We start from the raw sequence: 15,830 nt of genomic DNA on the forward strand, positions 1-15,830 counted from the left end.
GGTCCTGTTCAGTATAAATTTATTTTTCTTTGGCTTTTTCTAAAGCTTCAGTCGTAGTGAAGTATTTCACAATCATATTTGGCACTTCCCAATCCGGCATATTTTTATTGGCAAAATATTCCAAATACTTTTCAGTTACCTGAGCAAAATGGGCCTCATGTCCATTATGATACTTCTCTGGGATGATTACTTTGTACTTATTGTCCGTGATTTTTTCCAGATCTAACCCCGGAAAACGACCTTGCAACTTCTCTTTTACCAAGCTTGCTAAAGAATCATCTTGTCCATCCAATAATTCCACATACAAGGTGGCAACATAATTCTCATCTGCACCTTGCTGTATAATTAGATTGGCTTTGGTTCCACGCATCATGCTGTAATGAGTATCTGCAGCTCCTTCGGGCGCTTGAAAATTCCAGATCACACTTACTTTAGAATGCACACCCTTCAGCGTGTAATTCATCTCTCCATTACTATTCACGCTCAGCTTACCGTCAGATACGTTTTTCTGAAGAAAATCAGGAAACTCAGCTTTACCTGTAACCAACTTGAACTGCTCTAAATCCAAATCTGTGGACCAAAGTTTAGCTGATTGCATCTCAACATCTGTAGTATCCAAAGTAACTCCTGGAAAAGCCTCCCATTGGATCAAATCCACTAGATGAGTCGTTACATCAACGATACCAGTTCCTTCAATATCTGTATCAAAAAACCAGTCCGGACGAACAAGAGGATTTCCTGATACATATTTGAAGAAATGATGTACAGATTCCTTTGTAATGGCTGGATTCTCAGGCGTGCCTTTTTCCAGTTCCCCAAAAACCGCTGCATCCATACTCAGTTCTTTTTGCAAAATCGTGCTGATCTCAAAACGCTCAGTCATGATATCATAAAGCAACAAATCCTTTTGTGATGCCTCATCAAAAGCATGGAGCAGCTTTTTAAATCCATCTTTATTAATCACCAGAGGCTTATCAGCATAGACGTTGATTCCATTGGAAATTGCAGCAGAGATGTAATCAATCTTACGATCGTTTTTTCCTGCTACCATCATCACATTGCCAGGCTTAGTCGAGATCATTTGATCTAAATAATCCTCACCAGTACTTACCTGCAAACTCCAGGCAGTCGGATCCTCTTCACGGTTATTGTACCCAGAAAGTCTATTCATGTAGTCTTTCAGTTCAGGTCCTTCTGGAGCAAAAACATAGACTGTAGAATCCACTTGAGGATACATGGATTTATGAATTAATCCGGCATGAAAATGTCCCGGGTCAAGGGACATAATCGTAATCTCAGCCTTAGTTTCAGAAGCCTCAGTCACAGTTTCTTTATTTTCGCAGGAAAACAAAATTCCTGCAGCCAAAGCTACTAGAGCAGTATTTTTCAAAATATTCAATAATTAAATTTTCACATAATTAGTACCATAAGGTGCTCTTTGTGGTCTTTCCAACATTGAGTTTGCCTCTGGATCATTTATAAATTTTTCTGCTGCAGCATCCCATTCCAGCTTCCTTCCAAGTTTCATGGAAATGTGCGTGACAAGGCATACTGAACAAGAACGATGACCGATTTCAACCGGAGAAAGTAATTCGTTATTACCCTGAATCGCTCCCAGCCAGTTGCCATGGTGTTCATCACTTCTGATCAACTGTATTTCGTCAGGTCCAATTACTGATTTCAGAATTTTAGGATCTGAAGCATCCAAGGCTTTGGCACTATTCCCCTGCGCTACAGGATCTGAAGTGGAAGCCACATAATTACCTCTTGAAACCCAGATCCATCCTTCCGTACCTTCGTAACGAATTCCATTCGGGTAGCCACCACTTGTGTACATAGTGATACCATTATCATACTCAGCTTTTGCCATAAAGTCTCCATGCACATTCCATAATCCTGAATGAGGGAATTCAGCTACTGCTTGAATGTATCGTGGACCAGTAAGCTCAGTATCCATTCCCCAAGCGGCAGAATCATAGTGATGCTGTCCCCAGCCTGTGATCATACCTGCTCCAAACTGCTCCAATCTCAACCATCCCGGACGGTCGTATCCTTTCTGTGGATGTACGCCTATTTCTGTATACGGGACCTCAGGGGTAGAACCCAACCACATATCATAATTCAAGTTGGCAGGAACAGGCATAGGTGCGGCCTCAGGTCCTGAGGGATCTCCTGGGAGACCGATCTTCACAGTGTGAAGCTTACCGATTCTTCCATTTCTTACCAATTCTGCTGCAATTCTAAACTGCTCACTTGAACGTTGCTGGGTACCAAGCTGAAGGACAGTTCCTGACTTTTTCACAGCATCAACCAGCTGTCGCCCTTCACGGATAGTCAGGGAAGTTGGTTTTTGTACATAGACGTGCTTACCAGCCAATGAAGCTTCCATAGCTGGCTGAGAATGCCAGTGATCTGGAGTACTGATTACTATGGCATCAATATCCTTATTCTGAAGCATGTCCTTATAGTCTCCATATTGTTTTACGTCGAGATATGCTTTTCCCATTTTCTTGGTGTAGTAATCTTCTACACGCTTTTTGCCATCCGCCATGCGGTTGCTATCCAAATCTGAAACTGCAACGATACGAGCTATATCATGCTGCCAAACACCTGGCATATCATGATCGCGCGCGATTCTACCACAACCAATTTGACCTATATTGATTTTATTACTAGGGGCATTTTTTCCAAAAACTGAAGCAGGTACAATAGTAGGAAATCCTATTGCTGCACTTGCTAAGGTGGTGTTTTTAATAAATTCTCTTCTTTTCATTTCACTTTAGGGTTAATTATCACTTGAATTTATTTCACGAAAGCTCTCCAGTAAGCATCTGCTTCAGCTGCAGTCATCTTACCGTCAAAGACAATCATTCTGTATTTTAATGTATATCGTTTGTTGGGTAAAAGCTCCCAAGACTCATGTCTAATCGGGGTAAATTCTATAAAGACATTACCTATTCCATTGTAATTATCTTCTGGCCATACGCGTAAAGGTTCTGGGTGAGATTTATTCGTGTTGTGACTTAAGAACAGGATCCCACTCTCTCCCGATGTAGCATCAGTTTCTCCCTGTACGATGATCCATTTTGCATTTGTTCCATCCGCGGTTTTTCTGGTATCACCTTCGGAGGTTAAAACAGAACTGTTATCCGTTCCCCATTGCTCTGTAGCACGGAAACCAATGCCTCCGCCATATCGGTAATCATCAAGTAAGATTCCCCCAGGTATTTTAGTCTCAATTGTACTTGTGTAATCGACCATATATCGACCTTTGTCTGCAGGTTTTACCTTGATGCGAAGATCCTCTGCTATAGCTATCCGTTCAGATTCGGGAGCTTTCAAATCAAGGTGATTTTGACGAACATTGAGTTCGGCTGCACCACCCGCTACTTTTTTAGATAGCACATGAGAAAAGTCTACTCGGCCTTTTTGGTCTCCCAAATTCCAAAAGTCTACTTCTCTACCACTGATGGTGGCACGTGTCCAAGGTCCCCAGATTCCATAGTGATGATAATGGTCTTTTGGTTGAATTCTAGTAAGAACTTGTCCCGACGGGGATTTTAGCGGGTGAATAAACCCAGATTTTGCAAAATCTTTTTTTATGCCTTCAGGCACGTCTGCTACAGCCGTTTGATAGCTTAGAACAGCCTGATTACCAATCACGAAATCAATTCCGCTAGATGTCTCTTTTAACTCCACTTTTTGCGCAAACACTGATACCATTAAACATAGGTAAATCACTGGTACGCAGAAAATTCTTTTGAATATCATATAAATTTCAGGTTATTGGGATCGAATTTTAAAGATATAGAATTCTAAATTATCGACTAACCCGTTCATCTAATTACCCCATGAAGAAAATTATTATCTACGGAATCGTTTTCCTAGCATCCCTTAATTTCACTCTTGCACAGAACCCAACAGAGATCCCTTTGGATCAAGCTTGGAAAGATAAAATCACAGATTTAGCACCTGAAAAAGCCAATTTCCCTTTCAAAAAGAAAAAGAAAATCTTGGTGTTTTCGCTTCATACAGGCTTTTGGCACTGGGTAAACCCACATACTGCTGCAATGATTGAAATCCTCGGTGACAAAAGTGGCGCCTTTGATGTGACTACAAGTACTGACATCGCTATGATGGAAAAAGACAAGTTGAAAGAATTTGATGCTGTCGTATTTGATAACACTAACTCTAAGCCTCAGTACAGAAATCTATTTGTTGATGTATTCAGCGAAGATGCATCGATGGATAGCGTAGCCGTATGGAAAAAAGCAAACGAGCTGGAGAATAACATCATCCAATACGTGAAAAAAGGAGGCGGAATTCTCGTTGTACATGGAGGAAATACCATGTTAAATAACTCCATGGAGTTTTCAAAACTAACCGGAGGCAGCTTCGATTATCATACAAAGCAGCAGGCATTCCAGGTAAGAATTGAAGATCCTTCTCACCCATTGACTAAGTCCCTTCCAGCTGAAGGATATAACCATGTGGATGAGCCATACTTCTACAAAGGCGCTTATGATGACTTGGATTTCCATCCGCTGACCTATTTCAACAACGCTGAAATCGAAGGTCAAAGAAAAGGTCAGGAGAAAACTTCCGGTAAAACTTATGTTTCTTGGATCAGAAAAGACGGTAAAGGTAGAGCAATGTATATCTCAACTTCTCACAATGCGCAAAGCTTTGAAAATTCTGCTATTCTTGCCTATTTCCTAGACGCACTTCAGTATGTAGCTGGAGATGTGAAAGTAGATGAAACGCCGATAGGTAAGTAAGCAGTATTCTGTATTCAGTTTTCAAAAAGCAGTGGACCAAATCTCACAGTAGATTAAATTCACTGCTTTTTTTCTAATTTTTAAATCAATGATTAAAAGACTTTTTTTAGCTACCATTATACTGGCAGTTGCTGCATTTTTCTATAGCAAATATGTTAGGAATGTACCTGTGGTTATTCCCTTTGAAGTAATTAGAAATTCTATCCTTTTTAAGGTAGAAATTGAAAGAGAAACATACACTTTTTTGTTTGACACAGGAGCGCCAACTGTAATTTCCCCAAAAATTAAAGAAAAATTAAATATAAAAGGCACTGGTAGCCAATACGTTGTCGATTTTTATGGTAACAGTTCAATTGTCATTAAAACCATTATACCAGAGCTAAAATTATCCACCATAATTTCTAAAAATGTCGAGGTGAGCGTAACTACTCTACCTCAAAACTTTATATTCTGTGATATTCAACTTGACGGGATTGTGGGCCTGGAATTTTTCAAAGGAAAAGTAGTGAAAATAGATTTGGCAAATAAAGAGTTAACTGTTTCTAGTGACTATTCATATTTAAATGAAAACTTTGGTAGCCCTGTAAAGCTAACTTTTTATAACGGATCAAAGCGACCTCATATACCAATTACCTATTCTGATTCAACAAAAATAGTTACCGCACTTTTCGATACTGGAGCAATAAACGATCTATTAAGAATTGATAAAAATTCATTTTTAAAAATGATAGAAGATAGCACATTAGATAATAAGTCAATAAAAGACACCTTGATAATCAATCAAGGATATGGAGCTTTCGGGAAGCAAAGAGACACTATAAACTACAGATTCCGTTTACCTGACCTAGGTGTAGCCACCTTAAACATAACAAACGTTTTGGTTGATACTTACGACAATAATAAATCCATTATTGGCCCAAAAATTTTAGCTAAAGCAATAGTAGTTCTTGATTTGGTGAAGAATGATTTTTATATAAAACCATACGATAACTCCGTTTTGGATTATAGTTTTCGTTTGGATTTCCAGTTCCATGAATACAAAGTCACTCAAGTACCAGACTCATCGAAAGCCTTTCAAGCAGGTGTGAGGTTAGGCCACGTTTTGAAGAAAGTGAATAATCTTAAACTGGATTCTTTATCAAAATGTGATCAACTAAAAATAGATTGGGAAGAATTCTATTTACAAAAAAACATTGAGTTTGTATTCCAATCTGACTCTGGAGAAGTAATCTATAATTACGAAGCGCAAGAACCTACTTCAGGTTTGTAACTAATCACCTACCCTAATTCACGAAATCTGAAGTCAACTATCCGAAATCGAAAATCTCTAGGCTTTTTTCACAAACTCACTTTTCAGTGCCATAGAGCCAAATCCATCAATCTTACAGTCAATATTGTGATCACCCTCTACTAAGCGAATACTCTTTACTTTTGTACCTGCTTTTATTGGTTTGGGAGCCCCTTTTACTGGAAGGTCTTTTATTATCGTCACAGAATCTCCGTCTGCTAAAATAGCTCCATTCGAATCTTTGACTACTAATCCTTCCTCAACTTCTTCTTCAACTTCACCGTGAGTCCATTCAAAACTGCACTCTGGGCAGATCAACTTTTCATCCAATTCATAGCCATACGGCGAATTGCAGGCTGGGCAAGGAGGTATATTTTCCATGGCGCGAAGATAAAACAAATTTCCAACAGGGGATATACGTCCTCAAACCTGGTTCCCGCCACCTACCAATCAAAATACTTCTGCAGCGACTTCAATAAACTGGAGTAAAGCTATGTACGACCGCCTCCGCTGCAATTCGCCCAGAAGCCATGGCTGCATTGATTGAGCCATTCAATAGGTAATCTCCAGCTAAAAATACGTGATCAGAAATCTTAGCTTCGGTAAATGGAATAGTGCCTTTCATATCTTCTACTGTAGGAATTGCATAATCGATATAATATGCCTTCACAAACTTGAAATATTCCGCACTAATTCTAGAAATAGACTCCAACTCTGCCTGAACTGCTTTGATCAACTCCTTCTCTTTCAGGTCAGAATCCAAAATTGAAACAGAAAGCAAAGCTCTACCATTAGTAGAATAAGCTGATGAAACATCACTCATGAACACCATATTATTAATCAGGTGATTTTCCCCAGGAATCAAGCCCAACATAGCTCTATTCATAAATGATTTATGAAGTGAAAAATACAAGGTAATCACCGACCTTGAAGGAGCAAATTGCCCCTCCATCTGCCTCATGAACTTATCTGGCTGAGTGGCTACTATAACTCTATCGGCTTCTATCGTTTCACCATTTTCTAATTGGATATTTTGCCCAAGGACGTCCGTTACTTTGGTATTAAACCTGAATATTGTCTTAGTCAATTGATTTTTGAGCATATTAGGAACCTCAATCATACCTTTTTCCGGTATCCCACCTAGTCCTTGAGAAAACATTTTAAAGACAAACTCAAACATTCTGGAGGAGGTTTCTAGGTCCTTTTCCAAAAATATCCCTCTAAAAAAAGGCTTGAAAAAGTTAGAAATTATTTGATCCGTAAACCCATAGTCAATCAAGTATTCATGGGTAGTGATAGAGGGTTCATTAAAAATATCTTCAATCGATTTATTTTTAAGCATTTGAGTAAGATTAAACATCTTAACCTTATCCAAAAAGCTACCAACGTGAGAAAAAGCCATACTAACCACCTTGAGTGGATTACGTAAAGGGTCGGAAATAATAAACGTCTCATTTTCTCCAAATACAACCGCTCCTGGTTCAAAATATTTCAAATTCAATTTTGACAGATCAAGGTACCTTTTCACTTCAGGATAAGCCGTAAGCAACACCTGAAAACCGTGATCTAAAAGAAAACCGTCAACTAAATCTGTTTTCACCCTACCTCCTACGCTATCACTTCCTTCCAATATAATTGGTGAAAATCCAGCTTTTTCGAGTTCAATTGCAGCGACTAAACCTGCAACACCTGCACCAATTATGTATATATTTTGATCTTTCATCTATGGGATTTCTTTGTAAAAACTTACACAAACAGCTTTTGGTAAGGATATAAATTTTAACCAGTTCAAGTAGGCATTGTTTGGAAACAGCAGTAATTAACTTACATCTTGTCATCTCCGAAATAAAGCTAATCTAAAATTCAACATTTATTTTGCCGACTTTTTGAACCTGAAAATTGAACTAAATCCCACCAATAGAAAGCTTCTTTCGTTCAAAAACACTCTTTTGACCAACTCAAATGTAATATCCACCACGCAGGACTGGTTTTTAGCTAAACAGAGCATGCTTTCATCACTAGATAAATTATGAATCCGTAGCACTATCAATTAGCAGTTTGTCATACAACTTCTCTAAATAGCTAAGCTTTTACCTTTAGCTATTAAAAAAATCTACCGCCTATAAAGCAGACTCACGCTACGATTAAAAAGCAGACAATCTTATCAGCATACAGCGAATAAGTAAAGCAGTGAGTAATAACATTTCACTTTCCACCGGAAATAATTTCCTTTGCATCCTAATCAGTATAAAATCAGATTGAGAAATTAGGAACTGCTTATACTATTCGGCAAATGGAAGGGGAATTTTTATTAGCCGATCAAGGTAACTGGACGCTTGATATTGACTTTGAGCACATTGAGGAACCTCTTCGACATTCTAACACACTGGACAGAATCTTTGGTGCCAATTCCCATGAATTATTCATCCGCTTCACAGCTATTATTATCATCGGAAAAAATGATAGTACTCAAACTATTAATTTTTGAAAAATGGTATTTCTGAATACTTTAAATCAATTTTGATCCCAAAATAAAAATTAACTTCATTATTTAGAGCGGTAAAATATCAAGCCACCGAAGATTTATGGCCTTTGATTAAGTATCATGAAAAAAGTGAATAAATTCTCCATTAATCAGCCTTGGGCCATCACGATCATTTACATGATAGTTGGGGTCAATTGGATATTTTTTAGTGATATTCTGATAAACAGCATTTTTAGTGACGACATTCAGGAAATGTCAAGATTCCAGATGATAAAAGGGGTTCTTTATGTTTTGCTTACTGGGTTACTTCTTTACTATTTAATCAAAAGACTATACGATCAAATCAGTGCCGGGAAACGGGAATTAGAGTTACTTTTCACCAACCCAAATCTGGGAATTTTCAAAGTAGATGAAATGGGTAAATTCACCTATATCAGCCCAAATATTTTGCAGATTATTGGTTATTCAGATCAGGAGGTCATAGGAAAAAGTGTAATTGATTTTACTCCCGAAGAACACCTGGATCAAGACCTCGAAAAGATGCTAGAAATCAAAGAAAACAATCCTGATCGCGGGTTTATAATTAATAAGTACCTCAAAGACAAAAAAGGAAATACTGCAATAATTAAGGTCTATGGAATTGTACTGAAAGACAAAAAAAACAACAAAACCAGTTACTTGGCAGCCTTTCAAAATATCACAGAGCAGGAGAGATTTTTACGATCACTTGAATCCAAAAACAAAAAGCTCCAGGAATTAGCCTCTGATCAATCGCATTTAGTTAGGGCCCCATTAGCCAGGATCCTTGGAATTATTGAATTAACCCAAGAAGTGAACCTTAATCCTGCTGAGAAGAACGAGTTGATAAGGCATCTCAAGTCGTCCGGAGAAGAGTTAGACAAAGCATTAAAAGATATTTCTCGCAAAATGATTTCGAATTAGCAAACTACTCAGTATCAAATAGATTGAAACTTAAATATATTGTTCATCGTAGATTTGAAGCAAACATCGACAAATATTTTTATTGAATTCAAAAACTATGAAAAATCTATTTTTATACATTTTACTCAGTGTAGCTTCTATCATCCCAGCACTTTCTCAGGTTACAAATCCAAAGAAATACGATTTCAAATTGACGCTACCATCTTATGATAACCTTCAGAGATTGGAAGTTTTGAAAGACACGGTGTTTTTTGAAGGATCTACACAAAATAAAAAATTCGAAAGTTTTGAGGGGTTTCCAGGCTACATAGATAAAAACAACAAGCTTCTTTATAGCCAAGATGAAAATATAGTAGTCATAAATCCTGCTCCTTTTTATTCTTTGCGAATAATAACGCCTAGTGGCAATTACCCTATTCAGATCTATAAACCTGATTCTACGAAGAATTATACGCTCCTAATAAAAGATTTCTAAAACTTACTAGTTAAATCGAGACGGATCACATTAGGTAGCCTCACTGAGACTGCATACTGCGACTGAAAACTTCCTTATTTATTCTTTCCAGCTTCTATTAGCCTTTTTTTCAGCCTGATTTTTTTTGGCTTTAAGTCGCTTTTCTATTGCTCCTTTTTTAGGCTTAGTTGCCTTTCTTACTCGTTTCTTGAAAAATGCTTTTCGCAATAAATCTTCAAACTTTCTAATTACTAGCTCTTTGTTTTGAATCTGTGACCGCTTTTCCTGAGACTGTAGTTGCAAGACACCTTCCTGATCAGTTTTGGTTCGCAATTTCTCTAATAACATTGCTTTTTCTTCGACACTTAACTGGCTGGAATTAGGGATATCAAATTTCAATTGAACTTTGGTTTCGACTTTATTCACATTTTGCCCTCCAGCACCACCGCTTCTCGAGGTAATAAACTGAAGTTCATTCAGGAAATATCCCCCTTTTATTCTAACCTCTATATTTTTCTCACCGTGTTCCATTACTTCCCATTTAATCAGCGGGTATATTTAAATTAGTATTTGACCAATCAGCCCGAAAATAAAATTAGGTGTAAACTTTTAAGCAGAAAAGAGAAAGTAAATACTAATTTGAAGTCCAACATGACACTGAAACCCAAAAATTACATGAAAAATAGAAGAGAATTTCTAATAAAATCTGCTCTAGGAGTTGGTGGGCTTGCTTTAGCTCCATCTTGGCTACAAGGTGCTCCAGCTATAATTAAGTCATTTAACAAGCCTAACTCTTTGATCAATGGTGTTCAAGTGGGTTGCATCACTTACTCATTCCGATCCATGCCTGATCAAAGTGCCGAAGCTACCCTAAAATATGTGGTGGATTCAGGTCTTTCTGCAATAGAACTCATGGGAGACCCTGCTGAGTCCTTTGCCGGGAAACCAGTAAATAATGTGAATATGCGGGATTTGAATCCACTTAGAAACAAGCAAAGGAAGGGTGAAGAACTCACAGCAGAGGAGAAAGCAAAACTTGCTGATTTGAATGCACAAATAGAATCCTATTCGAAAGAAGTAGCAGAATGGAGAAGCAAAGTTGGCACAGCGCCGTTTGAGAAAATGCGAAAAATGTACAAGGATGCTGGGGTCAGTATCTATGCCTTTAAGCCAAGTGCCTTTGGAAGAAATGCTTCTGATGAAGAAATCGCATATGGGATGACAGCTGCAAAAGCTCTCGGTGCAACCCATGTCACCTTAGAGCACCCATCTAATGACGAACATACGCTTCGCTTAGGGAAATTAGGTGATAAATATAACATGTCCGTAGGCTACCATGGACATGAGCAGGAGACCTTTACTTTTTGGGATACAGCGTTAGCGCAAAGTAAAAGTAACGGTCTCAACCTAGATGCTGGGCATTACATCGCTGCAGGAAATACAGATCTCATCCCTCTAATCGAAAAGCAGCATAACCGCATCCTAAGCATGCACACAAAAGACAGAACAACCCCCGCAAATGGTAAAGGAAATTTACCTTGGGGTACGGGCGACACACCTATTCCGGAGCTCTTGAAACTCATAGCAAAAAATAAATATAAGTTCCCGGCTACCATTGAGTTAGAGTATAAAATTCCTGAAGGATCTGACGCTGTAAAAGAAGTTCAGAGATGTGTAGAATTTTGTGAAAAAGCATTAACTTAACCTAGCGAATATATTTTCCATACTCGGTTTTTAAACTACTTTTTAAAGCGGCGGTAATAATAACCGCCGCTTTTTGTATGCCTAAGCTAGTCTAAGTAAGAAGGGATTTAATCCCGCTTGAATACACAGACATCTTATACCAAATAGTCCTGATGATTTATCCTAAATAAGATTGAATTGGGTTTATTATAGCGTACTTACCAAAAGCTCATTTTGATACTCAACGTGCTTGGCTAAAATTAAAGTAGTGCATCATGGACGAGGAAGAAATTCTAGAGCGAAATCAATTCGAAGAGTTGATTCAAGGGCTTATAGAGCATAAATATGGCTGTAGTGATGAATTCATATCCCCTAATACTGTCAAAGGACTTAGAAAGGAAATTCAACGCTTATCCGAATCAGGAAAATTAAAGCTTGCCGGAGTTGGCAATGCATTCGATATTAAGCAAAGCAAGGAAATAAGAGGTGATAAAATTAACTGGATTCAAGAAAACAGCACTAATCCTTTTGAGGTCATTTACTTAAAGAAAGTGGGCAAATTCATCGAGCACTTAAATAAGACCTGCTTTACTTCCATCAAAAGCTTTGAAAGTCACTATTCAAATTATGAAAAAAGGAGTTTCTACACACGTCATTTGGACCAGTTCAAAAGTGAGAAGGGTAGAAAATTTTCAATCATCGTTTACTTAAATACGGAATGGAATGAGAATGATGGGGGAATGCTTTCCCTGTATCCTGATAAAGGAGTGCCACAAAACATTTCCCCCATTGGAGGTAGGATCGTCTTTTTCCGCAGCGATGAAATGGAGCATGAAGTGCATCCTTCCTTTACTAAAGAAAGAAAAAGTATAGCCGCGTGGTTTAAGAATTGAACCAAAAAAACCAGACTAATACTAGTCTTCCCAAAAATCTAAAGGCCTAAAAAAACCGCAACTCTTGCTGCGGTTTTTTTACTATTTAGGTTTATTATTCTTATGTCCTATTTAGAGAACATGGTAAACATCCACATTCTCTTTTCAATATCACCTACAAATCTGGTCAGCAAATCTGCGGAAGCAATATCATCTGCCTCTTCAGCTGCTTTAGCAGCTTTTCTATGGGATTGTGCAAGACTTCCAAGGCCGTCAATTACATGCTTTACACATTGGTCACCATCAGATACATCGGTGATCTCCTTATGAATAGTATTTTTTAAATAATCAGAATAAGCATGCAATGGTTTAAAACCAATAGTCACGATTCTTTCTGCCAATTCATCTATGTTCTCATAGAGTTGGGTGTAGAGTTCTTCAAATTTCACATGTAGGTCAAAGAAGTTTTCACCTTTCACATTCCAATGAAACCCTCTTACATTTTGATAGAAAATATGGTAATCAGAAAGCAAGTCATTCATTTTATCTGAAACGTTTTTCATTGCTTTATTATCCAGTTTCAGGTGATTTGCAAGTGTTGCTTTAGAAGTATTCATATGTAGTCTGTTTTTAGATTTAAATTATACTCATAATCATCCAAGAGGCATGCCATCATCCTGGCTTCCAAATGATCATATGTATTTTGACCATTGACAGCACTAGTGTTTGGATATTCGCTTCATAAAACAAATTTTTGTGATAAGGGCACTCGTGTAATCTCATAAGCACAAAATTTATCTTGAAAAAAATTCCCCATTCCGTTGAAAAATTGGCTCATTAGCTAAGCTTTTGAACAATAGACTATTCCTTGCAGTAGTTGAATAGGAGAAGCCAGCCTTCAGTTTGAGGCTAGTGAAAAATCAGGTGTCATCAGTTGGATGGCATTGGAAATAGCAAAAAAAAGCCCGGAACTAGGTCCGGGCCGCAAGGAGTGATTTGCTTATAAATCGTATTGCTTCATTTTATTAAAGAGGGTTTTTCGATCTATCCCCAATTGCTTAGCAGCCTGAGTCCTGTTGTACTTCACTTCTTCTAGTACTTTCTTAAGGACTTCAGCTTCAGCTTCAGCTGCAGCATCCTTCAAATTTAAAGGCATTCTGTTCGGCTTTGAATCTGAACTTTCTGAATCTGAATCTACGAAATTAAACTTCTGAGAATAGACTATTTCCGGAGGTAGTGCCGAAACAGACATTTTACCGCCATCTGTCAATAAAGTTGCTCTTCGGATTACGTTGAGCATTTCGCGCAAGTTTCCAGGCCAAGGATATTCTTTCAATACATCCATCACTTGTTCTTCAAAACCAAATACTTTTTTATTCAATTCAGCATTTGACAACTCTAGAAAGTGATAAGCAAATGCTTCAATATCTGCCGTTCTATGTCTCAATGGAGGCACAGTAATACTGAACTCATTGAATCTAAAGTATAGATCTTCTCTAAATTTTCCTTCTGAAACTGCCTTGCGAAGGTCTTCATTGGAGGCAACCAATATCCTTACATCAATTGATTTGTCTTTAGTCCCCCCTATCCTTCTTAATTTTCTCTCCTGAACCAACCTGAGCAAACCAACTTGAGTTTCATAGGATAAATTAGCGATCTCATCTAGAAAAATCGTCCCACCATCAGCCAATTCAAATTGCCCAGGTTTGTCTGATAATGCGCCAGTAAAAGCTCCTTTTTCATGACCCCAAAGCTCACTACCTGCAAGCTCTTTGGTCAATGCTCCACAGTCTACCGCAATGAATGGTTTACCTGCACGCTCACTTTGATCGTGAATAGTACGCGCTATATTTTCCTTACCTGCTCCGCTTTCGCCATAAATGACAACACTGAGACTTGTAGGAGCTACTAAGGCTACTTCTTTGTATAATTTTTTTGACTCAGCCCCCGTTCCTTTGAGAAATTTAGAATCAGAATTTTGAGATTTGGAATTTGAATCCTTCTTAAGGTTGTTCGCTTTTGAGAAGGTTTGTGTATTTGACTTACTTGCTTTCGACGCAGCTAAGGCGCGCTCTATGAGATTGATGATCTCATCAGGAATCAATGGCTTAGTTACGTAGTCAAATGCACCATTTTTAATGACTTCAACGGCAATTTTTACATCGGCATAGCCTGTAATAATTGCTACTTGAGTACCTGGAGATATCTCTCTAACTTTCATTAGCACATCTCTTCCCTCCATATCTCTGAGCTTGAAATCACAAAAAATAAGGTCGAAAAATGATTTCTTGACCAAATCGAGTCCATTTTTACCGGAAATCGTAGTTTCTACTTCATATCCCTTTTTAGTCAGAAATCTTTCTAAAAGCTGACAAATATCTATGTTATCGTCTATTACGAGTATTTTAGCCATGATTTGTTAGATGTTGGAGGTGTTTGTTAACTGGGTCTGGACCACCTGATCCAATCGAGCAATATTAAAAGGTTTACTAAGGAAGTCCGATGCTCCGTATTGAATGGCTTCCATTTTCACTTCGTTGTGATCGAAGGCACTCATCATTATTATTTTCGAGTGAAATTTACTTGAGTTAATATGCTTCAATTCGTTCAATCCATTCCCGTCAGGGAGATTGACATCCAAGAATACTAATTCAGGTTTAGAATCATTATATAATTTTCTACCCTCTTTGAGTGTACCTGCTACAAGAACAGAAAAACCTTTTCTGCCCAAAAATCTGGATAAAAGAGACCTGATTTCCGCCTCATCATCTATAACTAATATCAATTTATTCATCATCACATAGTCTTCTTAGCCCCTCTATCCTAGATACATTCATTTAAACTGTCAGGTAATAATTATTCAAATGGAAAGATGTAAGAAAAGGTGCAACAACACGCCGCACCTTTTCTAATTCTAAACCTATTTTCACTTCACTTTATCTTTTGCTGACTGAATTGCGGATTTGGTAGCATCCACACCTTCAGATTTTACTTCCAAAAACTTAGTCTTCATATCTCCGAGAAGTGACTGAAAGTCACCCAGAAGGCTATTTAACTTCTTTTTTTGTGGGCCAAAATCGTCCTTATTTTTATATAGGTAGGCTCCTACCAATGCTCCTGTAAGAAGTCCGCTTAGCCAAAGTGTTTTATTTACTGATGATTTAGTCATTGTGTTTTTAAATTTAGAGGTTAAATATTTTCTTTCTTTTCGAAGTTTTAATTTTCAAAGATTTGCTTTCCTTGCAATCGGATTAAAACTTCTACCCTTTGCTTATATATAACTGTCAAATCTTAAATGAGTTTTCATTTGACCTTTATAATAATTGAT

The 15,830-nt window shown here is 37.8% G+C and carries 17 protein-coding genes; 7 read left to right on the plus strand and 10 right to left on the minus strand.

What is annotated here, in order from left to right; all coding sequences use genetic code 11:
- Positions 1–19: 19 nt before the first annotated feature.
- From QOL76_RS01210 to QOL76_RS01220, 3 genes are read right to left on the minus strand one after another with little or no spacing between them, the layout of a single operon-like run.
- Positions 20–1,399, minus strand: coding sequence for a putative oxidoreductase C-terminal domain-containing protein (locus QOL76_RS01210; protein ID WP_283411197.1), 1,380 nt, complete (start codon positions 1,397–1,399; stop codon positions 20–22).
- A gap of 3 nt (positions 1,400–1,402) precedes the next feature.
- On the minus strand, positions 1,403–2,773 hold the full coding sequence (locus QOL76_RS01215; protein WP_283411198.1) for a Gfo/Idh/MocA family protein: 1,371 nt from the start codon (positions 2,771–2,773) through the stop codon (positions 1,403–1,405).
- A 29-nt stretch (positions 2,774–2,802) separates the two neighbouring features.
- Complete coding sequence (locus tag QOL76_RS01220; RefSeq protein WP_283411199.1) at positions 2,803–3,771, minus strand: DUF6807 domain-containing protein; 969 nt, start codon at positions 3,769–3,771, stop codon at positions 2,803–2,805.
- A gap of 80 nt (positions 3,772–3,851) precedes the next feature.
- On the opposite strand from QOL76_RS01220, the gene QOL76_RS01225 reads away from it, so the two are divergent.
- Entirely contained in the window at positions 3,852–4,778 is a 927-nt protein-coding gene (locus QOL76_RS01225) for a ThuA domain-containing protein (RefSeq protein ID WP_283411200.1), read from the plus strand.
- Positions 4,779–4,866: 88 nt separating this feature from the next.
- Positions 4,867–6,048 (plus strand): retropepsin-like aspartic protease, encoded by a 1,182-nt coding sequence (locus tag QOL76_RS01230; RefSeq protein WP_283411201.1) that lies wholly within the window; start codon positions 4,867–4,869, stop codon positions 6,046–6,048.
- A 57-nt stretch (positions 6,049–6,105) separates the two neighbouring features.
- Here QOL76_RS01230 and QOL76_RS01235 read toward each other — a convergent pair whose 3' ends face one another.
- Together QOL76_RS01235 and QOL76_RS01240 are read right to left on the minus strand one after the other, a co-directional pair.
- Entirely contained in the window at positions 6,106–6,447 is a 342-nt protein-coding gene (locus tag QOL76_RS01235) for a zinc ribbon domain-containing protein YjdM (protein WP_283411202.1), read from the minus strand.
- 91 nt (positions 6,448–6,538) lie between these two features.
- Complete coding sequence (locus QOL76_RS01240) at positions 6,539–7,789, minus strand: NAD(P)/FAD-dependent oxidoreductase (protein ID WP_283411203.1); 1,251 nt, start codon at positions 7,787–7,789, stop codon at positions 6,539–6,541.
- A 534-nt stretch (positions 7,790–8,323) separates the two neighbouring features.
- On the opposite strand from QOL76_RS01240, the gene QOL76_RS21255 reads away from it, so the two are divergent.
- From QOL76_RS21255 to QOL76_RS01250, 3 genes are all read left to right on the plus strand, one after another.
- A complete protein-coding gene (locus QOL76_RS21255) occupies positions 8,324–8,554 on the plus strand; it encodes a ribose-5-phosphate isomerase A (protein WP_377919191.1) in 231 nt (76 codons plus the stop codon).
- Positions 8,555–8,671: 117 nt separating this feature from the next.
- On the plus strand, positions 8,672–9,493 hold the full coding sequence (locus tag QOL76_RS01245) for a PAS domain S-box protein (protein ID WP_283411204.1): 822 nt from the start codon (positions 8,672–8,674) through the stop codon (positions 9,491–9,493).
- 97 nt (positions 9,494–9,590) lie between these two features.
- A complete protein-coding gene (locus QOL76_RS01250) occupies positions 9,591–9,968 on the plus strand; it encodes a hypothetical protein (protein ID WP_283411205.1) in 378 nt (125 codons plus the stop codon).
- A 78-nt stretch (positions 9,969–10,046) separates the two neighbouring features.
- Here QOL76_RS01250 and arfB read toward each other — a convergent pair whose 3' ends face one another.
- Positions 10,047–10,478, minus strand: a complete 432-nt coding sequence (gene arfB, locus QOL76_RS01255) for an alternative ribosome rescue aminoacyl-tRNA hydrolase ArfB (RefSeq protein WP_283411206.1) — start codon at positions 10,476–10,478, stop codon at positions 10,047–10,049.
- A 144-nt stretch (positions 10,479–10,622) separates the two neighbouring features.
- On the opposite strand from arfB, the gene QOL76_RS01260 reads away from it, so the two are divergent.
- Both QOL76_RS01260 and QOL76_RS01265 read left to right on the plus strand, forming a co-directional pair.
- A complete protein-coding gene (locus QOL76_RS01260) occupies positions 10,623–11,651 on the plus strand; it encodes a sugar phosphate isomerase/epimerase family protein (protein WP_283411207.1) in 1,029 nt (342 codons plus the stop codon).
- A gap of 254 nt (positions 11,652–11,905) precedes the next feature.
- A complete protein-coding gene (locus QOL76_RS01265) occupies positions 11,906–12,523 on the plus strand; it encodes a 2OG-Fe(II) oxygenase (RefSeq protein WP_283411208.1) in 618 nt (205 codons plus the stop codon).
- A gap of 107 nt (positions 12,524–12,630) precedes the next feature.
- On the opposite strand, the gene QOL76_RS01270 is transcribed toward QOL76_RS01265, so the two are convergent.
- The 4 genes from QOL76_RS01270 to QOL76_RS01285 form a co-directional block, all read right to left on the minus strand.
- A complete protein-coding gene (locus tag QOL76_RS01270; protein ID WP_283411209.1) occupies positions 12,631–13,119 on the minus strand; it encodes a Dps family protein in 489 nt (162 codons plus the stop codon).
- A gap of 383 nt (positions 13,120–13,502) precedes the next feature.
- Positions 13,503–14,915 (minus strand): sigma-54-dependent transcriptional regulator, encoded by a 1,413-nt coding sequence (locus tag QOL76_RS01275; RefSeq protein WP_283411210.1) that lies wholly within the window; start codon positions 14,913–14,915, stop codon positions 13,503–13,505.
- Between the two features lie 6 nt (positions 14,916–14,921).
- Entirely contained in the window at positions 14,922–15,296 is a 375-nt protein-coding gene (locus QOL76_RS01280; RefSeq protein ID WP_283411211.1) for a response regulator, read from the minus strand.
- 132 nt (positions 15,297–15,428) lie between these two features.
- Positions 15,429–15,671, minus strand: a complete 243-nt coding sequence (locus QOL76_RS01285) for a hypothetical protein (protein ID WP_283411212.1) — start codon at positions 15,669–15,671, stop codon at positions 15,429–15,431.
- Positions 15,672–15,830 lie beyond the last annotated feature (159 nt).

The organism is Algoriphagus winogradskyi (assembly GCF_900182815.1).
GTDB classification, from domain to species: Bacteria; Bacteroidota; Bacteroidia; order Cytophagales; family Cyclobacteriaceae; genus Algoriphagus; species Algoriphagus winogradskyi.